Annotated in this window: 20 protein-coding genes; 14 read left to right on the top strand and 6 right to left on the bottom strand. The window is 55.0% G+C overall.

Annotated features, from left to right (window positions below):
- The first annotated feature begins 4 nt into the window (after positions 1-4).
- The gene (locus WMO26_RS03765; protein ID WP_349218234.1) at positions 5-661 is read left to right on the top strand and encodes a hypothetical protein; all 657 of its coding nucleotides are present in this window, start codon (positions 5-7) and stop codon (positions 659-661) included.
- 148 nt (positions 662-809) lie between these two features.
- Here WMO26_RS03765 and WMO26_RS03760 read toward each other — a convergent pair whose 3' ends face one another.
- The 3 genes from WMO26_RS03760 to WMO26_RS03750 are packed head-to-tail and all read right to left on the bottom strand — an operon-like array spanning position 810 to position 4,655.
- Positions 810-3,185 (bottom strand): ATP-dependent helicase, encoded by a 2,376-nt coding sequence (locus WMO26_RS03760; protein WP_349218233.1) that lies wholly within the window; start codon positions 3,183-3,185, stop codon positions 810-812.
- A 49-nt stretch (positions 3,186-3,234) separates the two neighbouring features.
- Positions 3,235-4,281 (bottom strand): hypothetical protein, encoded by a 1,047-nt coding sequence (locus WMO26_RS03755; protein ID WP_349218231.1) that lies wholly within the window; start codon positions 4,279-4,281, stop codon positions 3,235-3,237.
- Between the two features lie 5 nt (positions 4,282-4,286).
- Complete coding sequence (locus tag WMO26_RS03750; RefSeq protein ID WP_349218230.1) at positions 4,287-4,655, bottom strand: metal-dependent transcriptional regulator; 369 nt, start codon at positions 4,653-4,655, stop codon at positions 4,287-4,289.
- Positions 4,656-4,897: 242 nt separating this feature from the next.
- On the opposite strand from WMO26_RS03750, the gene WMO26_RS03745 reads away from it, so the two are divergent.
- From WMO26_RS03745 to WMO26_RS03695, 11 genes are all read left to right on the top strand, one after another.
- Entirely contained in the window at positions 4,898-5,110 is a 213-nt protein-coding gene (locus WMO26_RS03745) for a FeoA family protein (RefSeq protein ID WP_349218228.1), read from the top strand.
- A gap of 31 nt (positions 5,111-5,141) precedes the next feature.
- Entirely contained in the window at positions 5,142-5,363 is a 222-nt protein-coding gene (locus tag WMO26_RS03740) for a FeoA family protein (RefSeq protein ID WP_349218226.1), read from the top strand.
- Positions 5,364-5,448: 85 nt separating this feature from the next.
- Positions 5,449-7,860 (top strand): ferrous iron transport protein B, encoded by a 2,412-nt coding sequence (gene feoB, locus WMO26_RS03735; protein WP_349218225.1) that lies wholly within the window; start codon positions 5,449-5,451, stop codon positions 7,858-7,860.
- Positions 7,861-7,882: 22 nt separating this feature from the next.
- Positions 7,883-8,053 (top strand): FeoB-associated Cys-rich membrane protein, encoded by a 171-nt coding sequence (locus WMO26_RS03730; protein ID WP_349218223.1) that lies wholly within the window; start codon positions 7,883-7,885, stop codon positions 8,051-8,053.
- A gap of 557 nt (positions 8,054-8,610) precedes the next feature.
- The gene (locus WMO26_RS03725; protein WP_349218221.1) at positions 8,611-8,898 is read left to right on the top strand and encodes a DUF2325 domain-containing protein; all 288 of its coding nucleotides are present in this window, start codon (positions 8,611-8,613) and stop codon (positions 8,896-8,898) included.
- A gap of 18 nt (positions 8,899-8,916) precedes the next feature.
- Positions 8,917-9,468, top strand: a complete 552-nt coding sequence (locus tag WMO26_RS03720) for a DUF3793 family protein (protein ID WP_349218220.1) — start codon at positions 8,917-8,919, stop codon at positions 9,466-9,468.
- A 35-nt stretch (positions 9,469-9,503) separates the two neighbouring features.
- The gene (locus tag WMO26_RS03715) at positions 9,504-9,926 is read left to right on the top strand and encodes a flavodoxin (protein WP_349218219.1); all 423 of its coding nucleotides are present in this window, start codon (positions 9,504-9,506) and stop codon (positions 9,924-9,926) included.
- Between the two features lie 294 nt (positions 9,927-10,220).
- Entirely contained in the window at positions 10,221-10,355 is a 135-nt protein-coding gene (locus tag WMO26_RS03710) for a hypothetical protein (RefSeq protein ID WP_349218218.1), read from the top strand.
- Between the two features lie 137 nt (positions 10,356-10,492).
- Positions 10,493-11,446, top strand: a complete 954-nt coding sequence (locus tag WMO26_RS03705) for an aldolase catalytic domain-containing protein (RefSeq protein ID WP_349218217.1) — start codon at positions 10,493-10,495, stop codon at positions 11,444-11,446.
- Positions 11,447-11,517: 71 nt separating this feature from the next.
- Positions 11,518-13,029 carry a recombinase family protein gene (locus tag WMO26_RS03700; protein ID WP_349218215.1) on the top strand — a complete coding sequence of 504 codons (1,512 nt, stop codon included), beginning with the start codon at positions 11,518-11,520 and terminating at the stop codon, positions 13,027-13,029.
- Between the two features lie 4 nt (positions 13,030-13,033).
- Positions 13,034-13,405 (top strand): hypothetical protein, encoded by a 372-nt coding sequence (locus WMO26_RS03695; protein ID WP_349218214.1) that lies wholly within the window; start codon positions 13,034-13,036, stop codon positions 13,403-13,405.
- An 899-nt stretch (positions 13,406-14,304) separates the two neighbouring features.
- On the opposite strand, the gene WMO26_RS03690 is transcribed toward WMO26_RS03695, so the two are convergent.
- From WMO26_RS03690 to WMO26_RS03680, 3 genes are all read right to left on the bottom strand, one after another.
- A complete protein-coding gene (locus tag WMO26_RS03690) occupies positions 14,305-14,595 on the bottom strand; it encodes a hypothetical protein (protein WP_349218414.1) in 291 nt (96 codons plus the stop codon).
- A 137-nt stretch (positions 14,596-14,732) separates the two neighbouring features.
- On the bottom strand, positions 14,733-16,979 hold the full coding sequence (locus tag WMO26_RS03685; protein WP_349218213.1) for a DUF4153 domain-containing protein: 2,247 nt from the start codon (positions 16,977-16,979) through the stop codon (positions 14,733-14,735).
- A gap of 103 nt (positions 16,980-17,082) precedes the next feature.
- Complete coding sequence (locus tag WMO26_RS03680; RefSeq protein WP_349218211.1) at positions 17,083-17,841, bottom strand: DUF7674 family protein; 759 nt, start codon at positions 17,839-17,841, stop codon at positions 17,083-17,085.
- 237 nt (positions 17,842-18,078) lie between these two features.
- Between WMO26_RS03680 and WMO26_RS03675 the strand changes: the two genes are divergently transcribed.
- A complete protein-coding gene (locus WMO26_RS03675) occupies positions 18,079-19,149 on the top strand; it encodes a D-alanine--D-alanine ligase family protein (protein ID WP_349218210.1) in 1,071 nt (356 codons plus the stop codon).
- Positions 19,149-19,849: glutamate racemase (murI, locus tag WMO26_RS03670; RefSeq protein WP_349218209.1), on the top strand; the 701-nt coding region annotated here is incomplete at its 3' end. The genes WMO26_RS03675 and murI, both read left to right, overlap by 1 nt.

Here is a 19,849-nt window from a genome sequence, read left to right as displayed (position 1 = left end):
GGATATGAAAACGTTGAGAAAAACACTTGTCCTGCCTCTTGTGGTGCTGGCGCTGCTGATGAGCCTGACCCTTCCGGCCTTCGCACAGGGGAGCGTCACCTATGATGGGAGCGCGCAGAAGTTTGTGTTCGCTCCGGGAAGCGAACAGTCTCCCACCGACTTGTTTATGGATTTCAAAGAGGTGATGCCCGGTGACAAGCTGACGCAAACGATTGAAATTCACAACGACGCTTCCAACCAAGTGAAGGTCAAGCTTTATCTGCGCGCGCTTGGCGCAAAGGAAGGGTCGGAGGAATTTCTTTCCCAGCTGGGGCTGACGGTGGCCCAGGAGGGCGATTCCCCCCTCTTTGCCGCTCCTGCGGACCAGACGGGCGGACTGACCGATTGGGTGTACCTGGGGACCTTTTATTCCGGGGCTCAGGTGGATTTGGAGGTGACGCTGGACGTTCCGCTGACGCTCGGAAATGCCTTTCAGGATGCCGCCGGGTATTTGGACTGGCAGTTCAAAGCAGAGGAGCTTCCGGTTTCTCCCGACGATCCGCGGCCGCCGGATACCGGCGTCTCTGGCAGCGCTGCGTTTTGGCTGGCGATGGCGGCCGTCGCCTGTGTGGCCCTGCTTGTGATTCTTCTTGTTCTCAGGAAAAGAAAGGCCCGCGCATAGTAAGCGCATGAAAAACAAACGCAGGGGACGGATTTTAATCCGTCCCCTGCGTTTTGCCGCAAATGAGATCATAGAAAAAGCGCCCCCGTTTCCTTCAAGGAAATCGGGACGCTTTTTTTACAATCGGTCGATTCCAAAGGGTATCCGGTTACTGCCGGGTTAACCTTGCAAAATTAGCCATGAGCTTTTTGGTACCTACTTGATCGAAGGCCACCTCCACCAGGGTATCGTTGCCCACCGGCTTGACCGAGATGACCATACCCGGCCCAAAGGCTTTGTGAGAGACCCGGTCGCCCACCGAGAAAAGAGCCTTCTTGGTCATGTGTGCGGAATTGTCCGACCCGGTGCCGACCCGCCGGGCGGCATTGGCGGCAATGGCAAAGGCCTGCTTGCGTTCGTCCGGCTGACGTACCCGTTGTGCCGCCGGGCGGCGCATGGTGACCTTTTCAATGCATTCCACCAGCTCTTCCGGGATTTCCTCGGAAAAGCGGGAAACCTTGTTGCGGGCGGTGGAACCGTAAAGCATGCGCGAGCAGCACGAGGAAAGGTAAAGCTGTTCCTTCGCCCGGGTGATGCCCACATAGGCAAGCCGCCGCTCTTCCTCGATCTGGTCGGGGTTATAGATGGCCTGCATGCCCGGAAAGATGCCTTCCTCCATGCCGGGGATAAACACCACCGGGAATTCCAGGCCTTTGGCCGCGTGCAGGGTCATCAGAGTCACCGCGTCGGCGCTGGAATCGTAGTTGTCCACATCGGTCATCAGAGAGATTTCCTCCAAGAAACCGGCCAGGGTGGGCTGCTCGTTTTCGTCCTCATAGGTCATGATGGCGGAGGCGAGTTCGTTGATGTTCTCAATCCGGCTCTGGGCCTCCTCCCCCTGGGCTTCCAGCATGGAAAGGTACCCGGTGCGCTCGAGCATGTGCTTATACACGTCGTGCAGCGGCAGAATTTCCATCTCTTCTTCAAATTCCCGGATCATCCGCGCAAAGGCGGTAAGCCTGGGGGCGGAACGGGAGAAAGCGGCAAACCGGTCGGCCTGCTCGATGACGTCGAACAAGGGAAGGTTCTCCTGGGCCGCGATTTCCATAGCGGTGGCAACCGTCGCGTCCCCGATCTGGCGCTTGGGTTCGTTGATGATGCGGCGCAGACGGACGGTATCGGCATGGTTGTTGACCACGCTTAAGTATGCCAGCATATCCTTGACTTCCTTATGCTCATAGAACCGAAGACCGGCCAGAATCCGGTAGGGGACCCCCGCCTTCACAAACGCCCGCTCAATAGCGGAAGCCTGGGCGTTGACCCGGTAGAGGACCGCGAACTCGGAAAACTTGCGCCCGGCCGCCGCCGCTTCCACAATTTTTTCGGTCATAAAAGCGGCTTCCTCCTGCTCGTTGTCGCACAGAAGCTTAACGATCTTATCGCCGCCCTTTTTGTCGGTCCAGAGATTTTTGCCCTTTCGCTCCTTGTTGTTTTCGATCACGGCGTTGGCCGCGTCCAAGATACAAGCGGTGGACCGATAGTTCTGCTCGAGGCGGATCACCTTTGCGTCCGGGTATTGCCGCTCGAAGCTCAGGATGTTCTCAATGGTGGCCCCGCGGAACTTATAGATGCTCTGGTCGTCGTCGCCCACCACGCACAGGTTGCGGTGGCCCTCGGAAAGGAGGCTGACCAGCTGGTATTGGACCTGATTGGTGTCCTGGTATTCGTCCACCATGATGTAGCGAAACCGGTTCTGGTAATGGGTGCGGATGTCCTCATTCTCCCTGAGGAGGATGACCGTCTGCATCAGCAAATCGTCGAAGTCCATGGCGTCTGCTTCCTTTAAGCGCCGCTGGTACATTTGATAGATTTCTCCGATTTTTTTCAGACGCAGGTCGCTCCCCGCCGCTTCCACAAAGCGTTTCGGGTCGATCATGGAGTCCTTTGCGTGACTGATGTGGTTTAATACGCTGCGCACCGGCATCACCTTGTCGTCCACCCGCAGCGCCTTCATGCATTCCTTGAGCAGGCGTTTCTGGTCGTCGGTGTCATAAATGGCGAAATTGCTGCTGTATCCGAGCCGGTCGGCGTCCCGGCGCAAAAACCGGGCGCAGGTGGAATGAAAGGTGGCGGCCCAAACATCGGCGCCGCCGGTGGGCAGCATTTTGTCAATTCGGTCTTTGAGCTCGCCCGCCGCTTTATTTGTAAAGGTAATGGCAAGAATCCGCCACGGACGCACTGGCTCCACCGCCAAAAGGGAGTCGAGCTGTCCATCGTCCGGCTCGGTTCCTTCCACAAACGAGTTAAGCCGGCCCAGCGCCTCGTCGTCGATCTCTTCCGGAACCTGGTCCGAATGATAGGCCTTGCCGAACCGGATGAGGTTTGCGATGCGGTTGACAAGCACCGTGGTTTTTCCGCTTCCCGCGCCCGCCAGAATCAGCAAAGGGCCCTCGGTCTGAAATACCGCCTGTTTTTGCATGTCGTTCATGCGGCCAAAAATTTTTTCCAGCGCCTTGCGCCGGACTGCGCTATACTCCGAATTCATCTGCTCGCTCCTATTAGTCAAATCGGCTGTCGTTTTCCATTCTTCCATTTTACCGCAATTTGCCCTCAAAAGCAAATGCATTCTTTCCGGCAGGTCGGCACCCAAAATCAAAAAAAGAAAAAAGCGTGACTTTCTTTGGCAAAAGCCGCACCTTTTTCTTGCCCGGGCATAGCCTGGGTGTGGATGGAAAACGGCAAAACAGCGCGGTTGCCGGAATTCCCCCAAAGAAAGTTTCCATGTGTTGACCGGCCTTTAAAGGCGGCAAAGGCGATGGTTTTCGCCGGGAACTTGTCTTTTCCCTCTCAAAACGCGCACATTTTAGTGACGCGAACCGCGCAGACACATACACTGATATTGAAGTGACAGCTTCAATACACAAACAGGAGGATTCATTATGGCTGATAACAGGTTTCAGACATGCGATGGCTTCAACAGCGGAAACTTCAAAGAGGCAGTCTGCATTGATACCAGCAGAATTTACGATTCCTGCTCGGACAAAGACTGCCTGGAAGATCTTAGGGTATACTTCACCGAATGCAACCAGCGGATTGTCGACCAGGCTGTGAGCGTACGCAGCCGCAGAGCCGACGTCATCACCGTGTACATTGATATCGAGCCGGTTCCTTTCAACAAAGGATTCTACTCGGTGGATATGACCTTCTTCTTCGATGTGGTGGTCGATGTGTACGCTTCTCCGGCGGCCCATCCCTGCACCATCGACGGCCTTGCGGTCTTCAACAAGAAGGTGATTCTGTACGGCAGTGAGGGCGCGGTCAAGGTGTTCGCTTCCGACTACCGCTTTGACGACAGCGACGATCAGTACCGGATGACCGGAAACCTGCCCAAGGCAGTTTGCCAGGCAGGCGCCCACAAATGGGAAATGGAACGCAGCGTTTTGGGCAGACCGGCCCCAGCCCGACGAAAAAGGGCAGGGACCTATGGCATCCCTGCCCTTTTTTACGTGCAAACGCAGCCAGCGCCACAGCGCTGTATTCAGACAGCCCCTTCCGCCGAAGATGGACTGCCTGCTCCATACCGCAGCAAACCCGGAATAGGGAAGCGAACCGCTTCTACGTCGGGCTTTGTATGCGTTCAACGTTTTTATTCTTTTTGCTTTGTGTGCCTCTTGATGGCGTCGAAGCTTTCGCTGCTGATGACGTGCTCGATGCGGCAGGCGTCATGCACCGCCGTGTCTGGGTCCACGCCCAGAGTCATCAGCCAGTCGGACAAAAGGGTATGGCGCTCATACATTTTTTCCGCGATCTGCCGCCCCGCGTCCAGTAGGATCAAAAACCCGTCCGGGTCCACGTCAATGTACCCGTTTTCCCGCAGGTTTTTCATCGCCACGCTGACGCTGGGCTTGGAGAATCCCAGTTCGTTGGCAACGTCGATGGAGCGCACCGCGCCCTTGCGTTTTTGCAGCATCAATATGGTTTCTAAATAGTTTTCTGCCGATTCTTGTATCTTCATGATCCACCACTCTGTCGTATTTCGTGATTATCCACAAATTCTAATTTATAGTATACCATATTTATGCACGCAAATGCAAGTCGTGGGGAGCCTTTGCCTAAAACCGAAAAAAAGAAAGGAGTTTTTTGAAAAACCCCTTGACAAAATTGTTAGCGCGAGCTAACATATACGAGGTTAGTAAGTGCTAACTATATTTTTTACAAGATGGTTAGCTTATGCTTACTGAAAGGCGGGGGTGAAACATGATGCCGTTGATATTTGCAAACGTCGGGGAAGAGAACCTGATTCGAAAGGTGGGCGGAAGTCCGGAGGTAAAGGCCCACTTGGAGAACCTGGGATTTGTCACCGGCGGGAATGTTACTGTGATTTCCACCATTGCAGGGAATCTCATTGTCAATGTCAAGGATTCCCGCGTGGCGATCAGCCGCGAAATGGCCAGCAAAATAATGGTATAACCCAGTTGATGGAAACGAGGAGGAAACAGGCATGAAAACGCTTAGGCAGGCAAAGGTGGGCGACGTGGCGACGGTGGTCAAGCTCCACGGCGAGGGTGCGGTCAAGCGCCGCATTATGGACATGGGCCTCACAAAAGGCACCCGTGTGCAAGTACGCAAGGTAGCGCCTTTGGGCGATCCGGTGGAGGTCACCGTACGGGGCTACGAGCTTTCCATCCGCAAGGCGGACGCTGAGATGATCGAGGTGGAGTAGGAGAAAAATGGGGGCGCAAATGCCCCGTTTTTTTCGGTACAATGGTTAGTATGGACTAATTACATAGGGAAAGGAACGACGCGGCATGGATATCCGAATTGCCTTAGCGGGCAACCCGAACAGCGGAAAAACCACCCTGTTCAATGCACTGACCGGCGCCAACCAGTTCGTGGGAAACTGGCCGGGCGTTACCGTGGAAAAAAAGGAAGGGAAGCTGAAAAAACACAGCAATGTGGTCATCATGGACCTTCCGGGCATTTACTCTCTTTCGCCTTACACCTTGGAAGAAGTGGTGGCGAGAAACTATCTCATCAATGAGCGCCCTGACGCCATTCTCAACATCATTGATGGCACCAATCTGGAGCGCAACCTGTACCTGACGACGCAGTTGACCGAGCTGGGTATTCCGGTAGTGGTTGCGGTCAACATGATGGACGTAGTCAAGAAAAACGGCGACCGCATCCACATCGACGAGCTTTCCCGCCAGCTGGGATGTAACGTCGTGGAGATTTCGGCTTTAAAAGGTACCGGGATCATGGAGGCGGCCGAGGCGGCGGTCAAAGCGGCCGGAGGCGCCAAGACGATCCCCCAGCATAGTTTCAGCGGCCCGGTGGAACACGCCATCGCTCACATTGAAGAGGCGGCGGTGCACAACCTGCCCGCCGAGCAGCAGCGCTGGTATGCCATTAAGATCTTCGAGCGGGACGAAAAGGTCCTGTCCCAGCTGAACCTGGACAAAACCGTTCTCGGCCACATCGAAGAGGACATCAAGGCTGCGGAAAAGGAGCTTGACGACGACGCGGAGAGCATCATCACCAACGAGCGGTACGTGTATATCGCGTCCATCATCAAGAGCTGCTACCAGAAAAAGAACCGCGGCAAGCTTTCCACCTCCGACAAGATCGACAAGGTGGTAACCAACCGCTGGCTGGCTCTGCCGATTTTCGCGGTGGTTATGTTTATCGTCTATTTCCTGTCGGTCACCACGGTAGGCACCTGGGCCACCGACTGGGCCAACGACGGCGTATTCGGCGACGGCTTCCACCTCTTTGCCATCGGTTCGGCCGAATACGAGGAAGCGGCGGAGGAATATGTGGTTCCCGGCGCCATGGTGGAGGCCTTCGAGTCGGCCGCCGAGGAAGCGGAGCTGGATCCCGCTGAGGCCACCGACCTGACCACCACCGCTTATCTCTATGACGACGAAGGAAATATAGAGGAAGAAATCCCCGTGGACTTTGCCGCTTATACGCAGGCGGCTTCCATGGAAGAACCCGATCCCGCCAACTACGGCGTGTGGGTGCCCAGTATTCCCTCTCTGGTCAGCAGCGGCCTCAATTCCATCCACTGTGCGGACTGGCTCCAGGGCTTGATTCTAGACGGTATCATCGGCGGCGTCGGCGCGGTCCTGGGCTTCGTTCCCCAGATGCTGGTCCTCTTTTTGCTGCTTGCATTTTTGGAGTCCTGCGGGTACATGGCGCGTATCGCTTTTGTCCTGGACCGGATTTTCCGTAAGTTCGGCCTGTCCGGCAAGTCCTTTATCCCCATGCTCATCGGCACCGGCTGCGGCATCCCCGGCGTTATGGCCTCCCGGACCATCGAAAACGACCGGGACCGCAAGATGACCGTTATGACCACCACCTTTATCCCCTGCAGCGCAAAGCTGCCGATCATCGCTCTGATTGCGGGCGCACTGTTCGGCGGAGCCTGGTGGGTGGCGCCCAGCGCCTACTTCATCGGCATTGCGGCCATCATCCTCTCCGGTATCATGCTCAAAAAGACCAAGATGTTCGCGGGCGATCCGGCGCCTTTCGTGATGGAGCTGCCGGCTTACCACTGGCCCACGGTGGGCAACATTCTGCGCTCCATGTGGGAACGGGCCTGGTCTTTCATCAAGAAGGCCGGTACGGTCATTCTTCTTTCGGCCATTCTTCTTTGGTTCTTGCAGGGCTTCGGCTTCGAAAACGGCAGCTTCGGTATGGTGGAGGATCTCAACAATTCCATCCTGGCGGTCATCGGCGGCGCAATCGCCTGGATCTTCTCTCCCTTGGGCTGGGGCGACTGGCAGGCGGCCGTGGCCACCATTACCGGCCTCATCGCCAAGGAAAACGTGGTGAGCACCTTCGGCGTGCTCTACGGCGGATTCGACGAAGTGGCCGAGAACGGCTGGCAGGTCTGGGTCAACATGCGCACCTTCTTCACGCCTCTTTCGGCCTATTCCTTCCTGATCTTCAACCTCCTGTGCGCGCCCTGCTTTGCAGCCATCGGCGCCATCAAGCGGGAGATGAACAGCGCCAAGTGGACCTTCTTCGCCATCGGGTACCAGTGCGTGTTCGCCTATGCGATCTCCCTGGTGGTCTACCAGCTGGGCATGCTGTTTACCGGTCAGGGAAACATCATCGGCTCCATCGCTGCCTTTGCCATCGTGGCGCTGATTCTCTTCCTGCTGTTGCGCCCGTATAAAGAAAGCAACACCCTCAAAGCAAAGGTGAAGGTGTAAATCGAGTAAGGAGGAAGCAAAGATGTTGGATTTCCTTTGGGCAAACTGGGGTACCATTGTAATTGCTGCGGCAATTGCGGCCGTGGTGGTTCTGGTCGTCGTAAAGCTTCAAAAGGACCGGAAAAAGGGGAAGTCCAGCTGCGGCTGTGGCTGCGATCATTGCCCGTCCTCGGGAATGTGCCATAAAAAGTAACCCCCCTAAAGACCGGCGTTTCCCGGACCGGGTCAGGAGCACGCGGCACTTTGTGTTCCAAAAATAAGGGTTGACGGAGCAGGAAAAACAGATTTCTGCTCCGTCAACAAGACCCAAACCGCATGAAACCCTGCGTTGCCGCCGGAGGGGGGCGAAAAGGGCCGGAGAAGAACAGCCAAAGATAAACGGGAAAGCCCGCCGCAAAAAACGGTCCGAAAAAATTCGTTTTCAGCCATCCGTTTTAAAATTGGTATGGACGGCGCATCGTTGGGGAAGCTACTATCAGCACGGCGCAGGCCGTTTTTTTAGCACATTAAGTTAGCTTTAACTAACTTGTAGCACGAAACGTTTCGATTCTTCTGGATTTTGTGCAGGAAAGTTCGCGATCAAAAGGAAAATAACCGGAATATTCGGAAAAAGGCATTGGGAAAAACAGCCGCCCTGCTCTTCTCTCGACAGGGCAGCGGGCCTTGAAACAAAGAGTCCGGAGAAAATAGAAAATACGTGCGGCAAACAGCCGCAGAAGGCATAAGAGGTCAAAACAGAAAGGAGCAACTATGAGCATTGTAATTGTGGGCGGAAATGAACGAATGGTTTGCCAGTATGAAAACATCTGCAGGGAATATGGGTGCAAGGCAAAGGTGTTCGCCAAAGAAAACGGTTCTCTCAAAAAGAAAATGGGTTGCCCGGACCTTCTGATTCTCTTCACCAGTACCGTTTCCCACAAAATGGTCATCAGCGCCTCCCAGGAAGCAAAACGCAACAACGTTCCGGTTGCGCGGGTTCATACCAGCAGCGCCGCCGCTTTGCATTCGGTTTTGTCTGAGCATGGTTTGAAACGATAAGGAGAAGGGGGAATTCCTTTGCTGGAGCCATATCTGATTTTACATTGTGCGCCGACCTTGGCGTCTTTGAAAACGGCGAATCTCTTTACAGCTTCCTTTTCCTGTGAAAAGGAACTGCGCAGGCAGCTTGCCGGATGGAACGCACAGCTGGGCGGCAAGGGGATTTCCCTGCTTCTTTTGCGCAAAAAGGCAAATACGGCGCTCATCTATGTGTTTCGCCGGGCGCACTTGCAGGCAGACCTGAAAAAAACGGGCGTTGCCCCGCTTCTCACCGGCTACGGCTATCGGCATACCGGCGTGGACTACTGTCTGAGACGGCTGAAAAAACGGCTCAAGGAATGCGATTCCTTTCCTCATGAAATCGGGCTCTTTTTGGGCTATCCGCTGGGAGATGTGATTGGGTTTATCCGAAATGAAGGGAAAAATTGCAAATGCACCGGCTGCTGGAAAGTATATTGCGATGAATGCGAGGCCCGCAAGGCTTTTGAGAAGATCCGCAAATGCCGGGATGTATATACCCGCCTTTGGAATCAGGGAAGGAGTGTTTGGCAGCTGACGGTGGCTGCTTGACATACAAAACATACATGGAAAGAGGTTTTGTCTTTATGAGTAAAGTAGCAGTTGTTTATTGGAGCGGAACCGGAAACACCGAACAGATGGCCCAGAAGGTAGTAGAGGGTGCCAAAGGTGCGGGAGCTGAGGTTACGCTTTTTACTTCGGCGGAATTTGATGCCGACGCTATGGACCAGTTCGATGCAGTGGCCTTCGGGTGCCCCTCCATGGGCGCCGAACAGCTGGAGGAAAGCGAGTTTGAGCCCATGTTTTCTGCGTGCGAAGGAAAGCTTAAAGACAAAAAAATCGCCCTCTTCGGCTCCTACGGCTGGGGAGACGGCGAATGGATGCGCACCTGGGAGGAAACCTGTGTTGGGGACGGCGCGGAGCTCGCCTGCGACAGCGTCATTTGCAACGAGGCGCCCGACGACGACGCCCAGGAAGCCTGCGTGAAGCTGGGCGAAGCCTTGGCATAAGGGCCGCCCTATTATCATTTCTTTGCGTATAAGAGCCTTGTCCGGCTGCCGTATGGCGGCTGGTCGGGGATACCTTTTGAGAAATCGAATTGCTCAGAAAACCGGCGCCGTCAGCCTGACGGCGCCGGTTTTCTGTAAAAGCCGAAGCAGCGATTGCATTTGGTCCGCCGGGCGTCTGGAATACAGGAGCCGCAGGCTGCAAAGAAGGAGCACCGGCGCAGGCTCTTCCCGTTCATAACACGCCCCGTTTTCTCATATAAGAAGAAAGAGAAAACAAGCAAAAGGAGGGGGAAAATGGGAAAGGGAAAATCACCCCAGCTGCGGTATGAAATCCAAAATCCCAACACGCCGACAGCCACGCGGGAACGGGTCAAGGAACTGGTAATCGAGAAGCGCATGGAGGAAATCCATAGGAAACAAACGGACTAATTTGCCGATGACTTTTTTATTTGCAGTTGACAAACAGCAGAGAGAATGGTAAAATTATTTTGATAATTAAAAACTTTAAAGCGTTAAAGTAAAATGAAAAGAGTGGAAAATCCATGACATTGAGAAAAGGCAGTCTTATGAGCGTCAGAGACGATGTGAAGGTTCTGGACGCAACCATCCGTGACGGCGGGCTTTGCAACAATTTTGAATTTACGGACGAATTCGTTACCGCGCTTTACAAAGCCAACGTAAAGAGCGGCGTGGACTACATGGAATTTGGTTACAAAGCCAGCAAACACCTGTTTGATCCTTCAAAATTCGGAAAATGGAAGTTCTGCAGCGAGGAGGATCTTCGTTCCATCGTCGGGGACAACGTCAGCGACATGAAAATAGCGGTTATGGCGGACGTAGGCCGCTGCGACTTTAAGACGGATTTTCTTGCGAAAAGCGAGAGCGTCATTGATTTCGTCCGCGTTGCGTGCTACATTCACCAAATTCCCGCTGCCGTTGAGATGATTGAATACTTGCATCGCTTGGGTTATGAAACAAGCTGCAACATCATGGCGGTTTCGCAGGCGAGCACCGAGCAGATCGAGGACGCGCTGGATATGCTTTGCAGCTCAAGTGTCGATATCATTTATGTGGTGGACAGCTACGGCTCCCTCTATCCGGAAAACGCGGCGGCCCTAGCCCGCAAGTATATTGATTATGCGGAAAAGGCGGGAAAAAAGGTTGGCTTTCACGCGCACAACAATCAGAACCTTGCCTTTGCGAACACGATTGAAACCATGTCTTACGGGGTTTCCTACCTGGACGCAACGGCCATGGGTATGGGCAGAGGCGCGGGAAACTGTGCCATGGAGCTTCTGCTGGGCTTTCTGAAAAACCCTAAGTTCAGCCTTTACAGCCTGCTCACCTTCATTGAGAATTATATGGTCCCGCTTAGAGAAACGGGAGTTGTCTGGGGCTACGACCTTCAATATATGTTTACCGGGCAGCTCAACCGCCATCCCAAAGAGGCCATGGCCTTTACCGCCGAACACAGAAGCGATTACTGTGAATTTTATAAATCGCTCCTGGATAATTTCTGAGAAAAAGCTCCGGCTTCGTCCGATTGTTGGATCGGGCCGGAGCTTCGCAAGGTTTACAAAGGAGGACCATTTTGAGAATTGCCGCCTATTGCCGGGTCAGCACCGACAAGGAAGCGCAAATCGAATCGTTGGAAAACCAAAAGCTCTTTTTTGAGGACTTTGCCAAGAGACAGGGATATGCTCTGGTACAAATTTATGCGGACGAGGGCATTTCCGGCAAACAGGTCAAAAACCGCACCCAGTTTCTCCGTCTGCTTGCGGACGCGAAGCTGGGGCTTTTTGACATGGTGGTGGTCAAGGACATCAGCCGTTTCGCCAGAAACACGGTGGATTCCCTCCAGGCCATCCGGGAATTGAAAGCCAGCCATGTGGAAATTTTGTTTTTATCCAACAACCAGACAGTTCTGGGAAACAGCGAGTTCATGCTGACTATTTTCAGCGCCTTGGCTCAAGAGGAAAGTGCCAACCTTTCCAGGCGGGTCAAGTTCGGATTGGAAGTGAGCGCCAAGAAGGGAAAGGTCCCCAACTTCATCTACGGATACGACCGGGTAGACGCCCAAACCCTGCAGGTTGCGCCTAGGGAGGCCCAGGTGGTGGCGGAAGTCTTTCATCTTTATGTGAAGGAGGGGCTTGGAACCAGGCGGATTGCGGCACAGCTGAATGAAAGGGGGATTCCCACCAAAAAGGGAGGCGAATGGTCACCGAAAACCATTCGCCGGATTCTGACCAATCCCATCTACGCCGGGGTCCTTCTCAACCACAAAACCGAGACCATCGATTTTCTCACCGGCGCCAAGCGGCCAAGGCCCAGGGAAGACTGGTTTGTTCATCCCCGGGCGGAGTACCGGATTGTGGACCCGGACCTGTATGAAAAGGCCCAGGCGATTATGAAAGAGCGGCAGCGCCGCTGCATGCCGGAGGAAGAGGGCCCGGCTGGCCGGTACAGCGGCTGCCACCGCTTTAGCACCCTGATCCGGTGCGGTCACTGCGGATACTCCTTTACCAGGCGGGTTTGGTCCTCCCGCCTGCGCACCCATGTGTTCTGGCACTGTGCAGGAAACCACAACCGCACCGCCGCTTTCTGTCCGAATACCATAAACCTCTACGAAGAGGATCTGCTTTGCCATCTGAAGGGATACCTCCTGTCCATCCTGGGCGATCCGGACGTCTTTGGGCGGGAGGTGGCAAGGGAGGTGGGACGAAGGCTTGCCGGGGAACGGGAGCAAGAGAGCGCCGCAAAGCTGGAAGAGCAGCTTCGCCGCCTTGCCGTACAAATGGAGCGGCAGAAGGATCTTTATACCGAAGGCATCCTGTCTATGGAGGAGCTCAAAGTCCAGCGCGCGCGCCTGGAGGCCAAAATACTGGAACTTGAAAAGCGGCTTTCCCACTGGCAGCGAAGACCGCAAGAGACGGGAACTGAAGAAGCCGTCTCCCAGGAACTGCTGGATTTGGAGCGGTGGAAGAACGGCGACTTTCGCCGGCTCCTCGAACAGATTACGGTGGAAGGAGACGGCACGGTTTTGATCCGGTTTCAAGATTTTACCCGACAGGAAGAACCTCATTGCCCATTTGTGGGCAGCTAGTCAGGTGGCCGACCCGATCATTCTTTCTGCGCGGATATGTGATCCCTGCGAGTGCCGGGGCGGCTGCGACTGCTGCAGCGAAGGCTGCGTCATTCCCGATTGCATATGCCGCCGCTTCGGAGGACCTCTGGGCGGTTGCAGACCGGAAAAGGTCATATACGTAACCATCGGTTTGTTCACCATCATCCAGCTGGAGAGAAATGTCCAGATGCTCATTCCCGTCTACGATTTCTGCATCCCGGATAAGGAATGCACTACCACCACCGACAATCCTTGCGATCTGTTCCAGAAGATCCGGTTCCCGGTGGAGCAGTTCTTCCCGCCCAGAGCGGAGGATATTGCAAACGACGATGGGTATCACGGCTGCTGCAAGTAGTATCGAAACACAGATAACTGGTCCAAAAGACCCCCGCAAAAAAGACAGAGGAGCATAAAGAAGTATTGCAGAAATACGGACCTATGCCAAGCGAATGGACAACAAGGAAACTCTATGTGAATGGTTTATCCATTCACATAGAGTTTTTCTTTTGTTTCTTTCCAATTTTTCATTCTCTGCAGGATGCACAGCCGCTACCGAAGGTAGCGATTTTGAGGGATGGGGTTATTCCCCAATAAGCATTTTAGCGGGTAGAAAACCCGATCAAATCGCAAACATGTATATGTTTGCATTGCTTGCCAAGTTGTAAAAATTTGATTTTACCAGCTTTTTGAAACAAGAATTAGAGAAAAAGTCAATGTCCATCTATCTATCATAAAAATTGAGGGATAAAATGGGAAGGAGAATTTATGCGATACATTCCCTACAAAACAGATACGGAGATTTCATCTTATTTCATTTTTCCCCGGTTCCTTATCCCTCTGGATTTATCCAACGACGCTAAGGTGCTGTACACTCTTTAGACCGGGCGGGGATTTCCCGGAAGAAAGGCTACATGGAAGCGGGTGGGACTATCCGCCTGTACTTTACCGTGGAGGACGCCAAAGCGAAACTCCGCCGAAGCGGCAGGTGACGGCACGGGCATTTCACGAACTGGAATCCTGTGGCCTGATTGTCCGCCGGAAACAGGGCCTTGGCAGGCCCGCCGTTATCACATTGAATTTGCCGGTTGACGAAAGGAAGAGTGCGAATGACCGAGGAACAAAAACTATATGAACTGCTGAAAGACTTTGATCCCGCTGTTGGGGAACGGATTATTTTGACCTTGTAGACGACGGATATTCTGGAACCAACTTTCAAAGGCCGGGCTTTCAGGAAGTGATGAGATATGTGGAGGATTACAGCGTATCCACCGTGATCGTCAAAGACTTGTCCCGGCTGGGCAGGGAGTATTCCCCTACATGGGGCGGCTGTAGGATTTCATCTTCCCCGCCTAAGATGTCTGCTTTATCGCTATCAACGACGATGTGGACAGCGCCAAAGAGGAAAATGATTTTGCGGTGTTCAAAAATGTATTTAACGACTACTATGCCAAGGACACCAGTAAGAAAATCCGGGCGGTGGTAAAAATACGTGGCGAAGCCGGGGAGCTTATCGCCGGCAATCCGCCCTACGGTTATGTGGAACAAATCCGCATTCCTTTGAAGATTGGAAGGAAGTCCCTAAATGAATCGGAACCGGCGTGTTAAATCACGCCGGTTCCGACACCTAATCCTTTTACTTCCTTATGGGACGCTGGCTTATGGCCCGGCCCCTTTTCCTGCATTTAAATTTCTCTGCCGCCGGATCCGTGGAATTCCTGGGAAGAGGAATAAGAACCCGTATAATACCGGCTCGACGAAATGTTGTTTCGTTGCATCACCTTTCGCGCCTCCATGTCCGGGATAGCGAAATTGCGCCAGTTTTTCCGGTCGAGCTTATAAGACTGTACCCGCAGCGCCGCACGGGCTTCCACTTTCACATCCGTGTTCAGCAGCCGCTCCACCTGAGGCGCCGCGGCGGGCGAAAGGGTGGAAAGGTACCGGCAGTCGATCTCCTGGGTCTGCCCAGCCAGATACCGGTCCACATTTACCCTTGCTACGAGAACGTCTACGTTTGCCGCGTTGAGCACGATCACCATGGCGATCACCGTTACCGCGCACCAGCGCAGCACCTTAAAGCGGGCAAACCACACCCGGCCTAAAAGCCACAGCATGCAAAGGCCCATCAGGACGATCGACCAAAGCACCAGCAGCCGGGTAACCGTCAGGTTATACATCTCCATATAAAGGAGCATACGGTAGATGGAAGAGGCTAAAATCACAAAGTCGCACAAAATTAAGGCGGTGAGCGAAAGGCTCACATAGATGGGTAGCCGTCCGTTTTCTTTGCGCTTGGACGTAAACAGCACCACCGCCACCAGGATCAGCGCGATCAGCAGCGCCAGGGACAATTCCCAATACCCCCAGCGGGCGTATTGGGAATAGGTCCAGTCATTGGGAAGCAGGCCCTTCCCGTTACCGAACAGGTACTGAAACTGCACTCCCACAAAAACTGCGTGGATGAGCACGATTACCGTCAGAAAGCTTCCAACCGCTGCGGCAGGCAGGCCGCCCTTGCGTATAGGAGCGCCCTGCGCCTCCCTCTGCGGAGTTTCTTCTTCCCGCCTGCCCTTGAGACCGATGAACAGAGCGGCGCAGAACAGGGCGATGATAAGCCCGAAGAACACGTCGGTAACGATAAAACCGACGTTCTGCGCGAGGAACTGTAAGGTCCTGCCGAAGAGGCTCGAGAAGTTGGCGTCCGCGCTGGAAAAGAGGGCGATGAACAAAAGCCCCACCGGCAGCGCCACCAAAATTCCCACTAGGATGCAAAGGGCTGCCTTGTTTTTACCGGAGGACGGTTCTTTTTTTCTGGTAAAAGCCAATAAGGGCATATCCAGGTTGGAAAAAGGTCGGCAGAACACTTCAAGAAACGCGCGTTTGAAGCTTTCCAAAGAAAAGAGGTCTGCCGTATGCGCCCGGTTCATAGCGGTCAGCTGGATGGGGATGAGCACTAACAGCAGGCACATGTTTAGAAAATGGGTCGCACCCGAATCAATGAATAAAAAACTCACGGCGATGAGCCCAATGGGGAGAAGCAAAACCATAGCGGGTTTATAAAGTTCCACGCCGGTGGTTTTGCAGTACCACACGGAAATACCGCAGAAAACCGCCGCTGTCAGCGGGACCGAAAGGCCCAGACCGGCACGCAGAATGGTCTCGGAAAACAGGATGCCGTAAACCAGAACCAGTGCCAGCATCACCAGGGTTTTCGGCTGGCGGGCCGTCTTAAGCATATTCTGATAGGCCTTGGTGGCCTTGCGGGGCACATTTCCCGCCGGTTTAGAGGGGCGGGGCGGATAGGTCGATGCCGGGCCGCCGGTATTCTGAAACTGGGCTTGCGGACCGTTCTGGAAAGAAATGCCCGGCTGCCCGGCCGCTGTCCCCTGAGAGGGAGACGGGGCCTGAAAAGCTTCCCCGGAGGTTTTTGCTGCATAGACCGGGCCTTGGTACACGATTTGTACCGCCGGGTCCGCATACGCGCCATTGCCCTGCGCACCCGCTTCCTGGGGCGCAGGCGGCGGACCAACACAAGGCACCGGCTCTAGAGCGGACGTTCTGCCTGGATGCGGATTTCCGGTCAAAGGCGCCGTTTTGTCCGGATACACCGGTGCGTTTTGTCCGCCTGGCACGGACTGACCCGTGGCGGGAGGCTGGGGCATCCGATTCGTTTCACCCGGATGGCCCAAAGGAGGTGCAGGCGGAACCCGTCGCCCTTCCTCCGCAGGGCTTCCCTGCCGGCAGGATACCGGCGGAATTTGCTGCCCTGCTGTCTGCGGTGGCGAAAAGCCGCCCGGCGCAGCTCCATAAGGCTGGCCGTATCCAGGCTGATAGGACGGATAGAACGGTTCTACCGGAGGCTGGTAAGGCCGCGCGGGCTTTTGGGGCTGGGGCGGGCAGCCCATCTGCCCGGTTCGATCGTTTTGCTCCATGTGGATCCCTCCCGTTCACTTGTCGTAAGGATGGTATCATTTCGGGCGGCACGACGAAGCCCGCTGCTTTTGCACGGCATCCCGGTCCGCGAACGTCCTTTCTTTACCAGGGAAGCTTATCGCCTTTTTTCCTCAGCATCCGGCCCATTTGCAGCCAGGAACGCTTAAGCGTCTCGGACATGTACGTCTCCTGAGCCAGCCGCTCGGCCTCTTCGTTATCCAGCAGGTGGCGGAACAGCGTAACCATAATGGCGGAACGCACGTTGTCGTCGCCGTTGTTGTAATGGTTGTTGAGGAACTCGAATAACTTTTTAATGAAGGCGTTTTTCCTCTGGGTGAGCATACTCATCATATATTCCGCCACAACCTCGTCGATAAAGGTATCGGGCAGGAGTTGGCCGTAATGCTCCACATGGGCGTTGAGCTCATCCTGATACTGGGGGTAGAGCTTGACAAAGTTCTGCACAAAGCCGTCCATGGTGATTTTACTTTTTTTATTGGTGGTAGGCTCGCGCTTGGCAGGGGCGTTTTTGGGATTGAGCTGCACAAGGGAGTCCTCAAAGTCGTTGGCGATGGACTTGGCGTCCTGATCGTTCTGGTTCTCAGGGTCGAACAGCCACAGCGCCAGCGTGCGCCAGCTTTCGTCCACCTCACCGTCGGTCACGGTGCTGATCTGCAGCACATACCGCTTTTTCTTCGCATCCCAAACGATGCCCACCGCTCTTTTCTCCGTGGTAAAAAGGGCGTAGCGACTGCCGTCCTGTTCGTCGACAATCTCATCGCTTTTGAGCTGGAAGTTCTGCTCCTTGAGTACGCCGGCCACCCGAGCCTTAATCAATTCAAATGCCGTATTTTTCTCCAAATGCACGACACATCCTTTCCTGATCTTGGCCCTTATTGTACCATAGCTTTTCCCGTTTGTCATCTTCCCTTGGGCTTCTTCCTGGGAAAACGGCAGATTTCCTCCTGTTTTGTGGCCAAAGCGCATCCCTTTGGAGAATCCGCCCGCCCGCTTCTTCATAAGCATTGACTTAGGAAAGCGGTTGATGGTAAACTATGTAGTTGTATCATTGGTGAACGAACGGTTGGAGGTTACGATATGAATAAACGCGCGGTCGCCGTGCTGTTCGGCGGCAATTCCTCGGAGCATGAAATTTCCAGGCTTTCAGCGGCTTCGGTGCTCAGCCACATTCCCCGGGACCGGTATGAGGTCGTCATGGTGGGCATCACCAAGGACGGGCGCTGGTTTTATTATCCCGGGCCGGTGGACGCCATCGAAAACGGGGACTGGGAAAAGAATCCGGGCAACCGGCCGGCCTATCTCTCGCCGGATATGGCGGCAGGCGGCCTGGTGATCCGGGAGGAGACCGGGGAGTGCATTCTTCCCATCGACGTGGTGTTCCCCGTGCTGCACGGCAAAAACGGCGAGGACGGCACCATCCAGGGCCTTCTTTCCCTGGCGGGCATTCCCTTTGTAGGGTGCTCATGCGCGGCGGCGGCGCTGACGATGGACAAAATCTATACCAACATGGCGCTTGAAAGTGCCGGCATTCCCCAGGCTAAGTGGACCTGGTGCCGGACGTTCGATTATAAAAAGGACCCGGAGGCGGTTTTCGAGAAGGTGGAAAAGGCTCTGGGGTACCCGGTCTTTGTAAAGCCGGCAAACGCCGGTTCTTCGGTGGGGGTCGGCAAGGCCGTAGACCGGGCCGCGCTCGCCCGCTGCATCGAGGCGGCAGCCGCTTGCGACGAACGGATTTTGTTCGAAGAGGCCATCGTGGGCAAGGAAGTGGAATGCGCGGTTCTTGGAAACGAGGAACCGGTGGCGGCCACGGTGGGCGAAATCGTGCCCTGCAACGAGTTTTACGACTACGAAGCCAAGTACCAATCGGAAAGCGAGCTGCACATACCGGCGCGCCTTGCGAAGGAGACCATCGAGGAAATCCGCCGGCTGGCGGTGGAGGCCTTTCTGGCCCTGGGCTGCGAAGGAATGGCGCGGGTGGACTTTTTTGTGCGCGAGGCGGACGGGGCGATCCTCTTAAACGAGCCAAACACCATCCCCGGTTTTACCTCCATCAGCATGTACCCGAAGCTTTTTGAGGCGGCGGGCCTTCCTTATCCGGAGCTTCTTTCCCGGCTCATCGAGCTGGGGCTGGAAAGGGCGTGCCGCTGATGGATAACCGTCCGATCGGCGTGTTCGACTCGGGGCTCGGCGGACTGACGGCGGTCAAAGAGCTGCGCACCATTTTGCCAAACGAACAAATCGTGTATTTCGGCGATACCGGCCGGGTCCCCTACGGCACCCGCAGCGTCAAAACCATCGAAAAGTACGCGGCGCAGGACATCCGTTTTTTAAGCAGCATGGACATTAAGCTGGTCATCGCCGCCTGCGGCACGGTCAGCTCGGTGGCGCCCCATGTGGGGATGGCCATCCAGCTGCCCTTTATCGGGGTGGTGGACCCCGCCTCCAAGGCGGCGGCCGCTGCCACCAAGACCGGGCGGGTGGGCGTCATCGGCACCACCGCCACCATCAAGAGCAAGGCCTTCGACAAGGCGCTGCATACGCTAAATCCGGACATTCAGGTGTTCAGCCGGGAATGCCCGCTGTTCGTCCCGTTGGTGGAGAGCGGCTGGTTTCGCAAGGACGACGAGATTGCAAAGCTCACGGCCCGGCGTTATCTCATCCCGCTGCGCGAGGAAAAGATCGACACGCTGATTCTGGGCTGCACCCATTTTCCCCTTCTCTGGGACGTGATCCATGAAGTCATGGGTCCGGAGGTCGCTCTCATCAACACCGGCTGCGAAGCGGCCCACACGGCGGCGGCGCTGCTGCGGGAAAAGGACGCGTTGGGCGAGCGCCCCGCCCCCCGCGC

The sequence above is a fragment of the Solibaculum intestinale genome (assembly GCF_040096205.1).
GTDB lineage: Bacteria > Bacillota > Clostridia > Oscillospirales > Acutalibacteraceae > Solibaculum_A > Solibaculum_A intestinale.
The sequence above is the reverse complement of the archived record's forward strand: the minus strand, read 5'-3'. Positions and strand labels throughout refer to the sequence as shown.

Excerpts from the sequence above, each read along its gene's own strand:
- WMO26_RS03765 (WP_349218234.1), top strand. The coding sequence starts at position 5 with ATGAAAACGTTGAGAAAAACACTTGTCCTGCCTCTTGTGGTGCTGGCG.
- WMO26_RS03760 (WP_349218233.1), bottom strand. The coding sequence starts at position 3,185 with ATGAATTCGGAGTATAGCGCAGTCCGGCGCAAGGCGCTGGAAAAAATT.
- WMO26_RS03750 (WP_349218230.1), bottom strand. The coding sequence starts at position 4,655 with ATGAAGATACAAGAATCGGCAGAAAACTATTTAGAAACCATATTGATG.
- WMO26_RS03745 (WP_349218228.1), top strand. The coding sequence starts at position 4,898 with ATGATGCCGTTGATATTTGCAAACGTCGGGGAAGAGAACCTGATTCGA.
- WMO26_RS03740 (WP_349218226.1), top strand. The coding sequence starts at position 5,142 with ATGAAAACGCTTAGGCAGGCAAAGGTGGGCGACGTGGCGACGGTGGTC.
- feoB (WP_349218225.1), top strand. The coding sequence starts at position 5,449 with ATGGATATCCGAATTGCCTTAGCGGGCAACCCGAACAGCGGAAAAACC.
- WMO26_RS03730 (WP_349218223.1), top strand. The coding sequence starts at position 7,883 with ATGTTGGATTTCCTTTGGGCAAACTGGGGTACCATTGTAATTGCTGCG.
- WMO26_RS03725 (WP_349218221.1), top strand. The coding sequence starts at position 8,611 with ATGAGCATTGTAATTGTGGGCGGAAATGAACGAATGGTTTGCCAGTAT.
- WMO26_RS03715 (WP_349218219.1), top strand. The coding sequence starts at position 9,504 with ATGAGTAAAGTAGCAGTTGTTTATTGGAGCGGAACCGGAAACACCGAA.
- WMO26_RS03710 (WP_349218218.1), top strand. The coding sequence starts at position 10,221 with ATGGGAAAGGGAAAATCACCCCAGCTGCGGTATGAAATCCAAAATCCC.
- WMO26_RS03705 (WP_349218217.1), top strand. The coding sequence starts at position 10,493 with ATGAGCGTCAGAGACGATGTGAAGGTTCTGGACGCAACCATCCGTGAC.
- WMO26_RS03685 (WP_349218213.1), bottom strand. The coding sequence starts at position 16,979 with ATGGAGCAAAACGATCGAACCGGGCAGATGGGCTGCCCGCCCCAGCCC.
- WMO26_RS03675 (WP_349218210.1), top strand. The coding sequence starts at position 18,079 with ATGAATAAACGCGCGGTCGCCGTGCTGTTCGGCGGCAATTCCTCGGAG.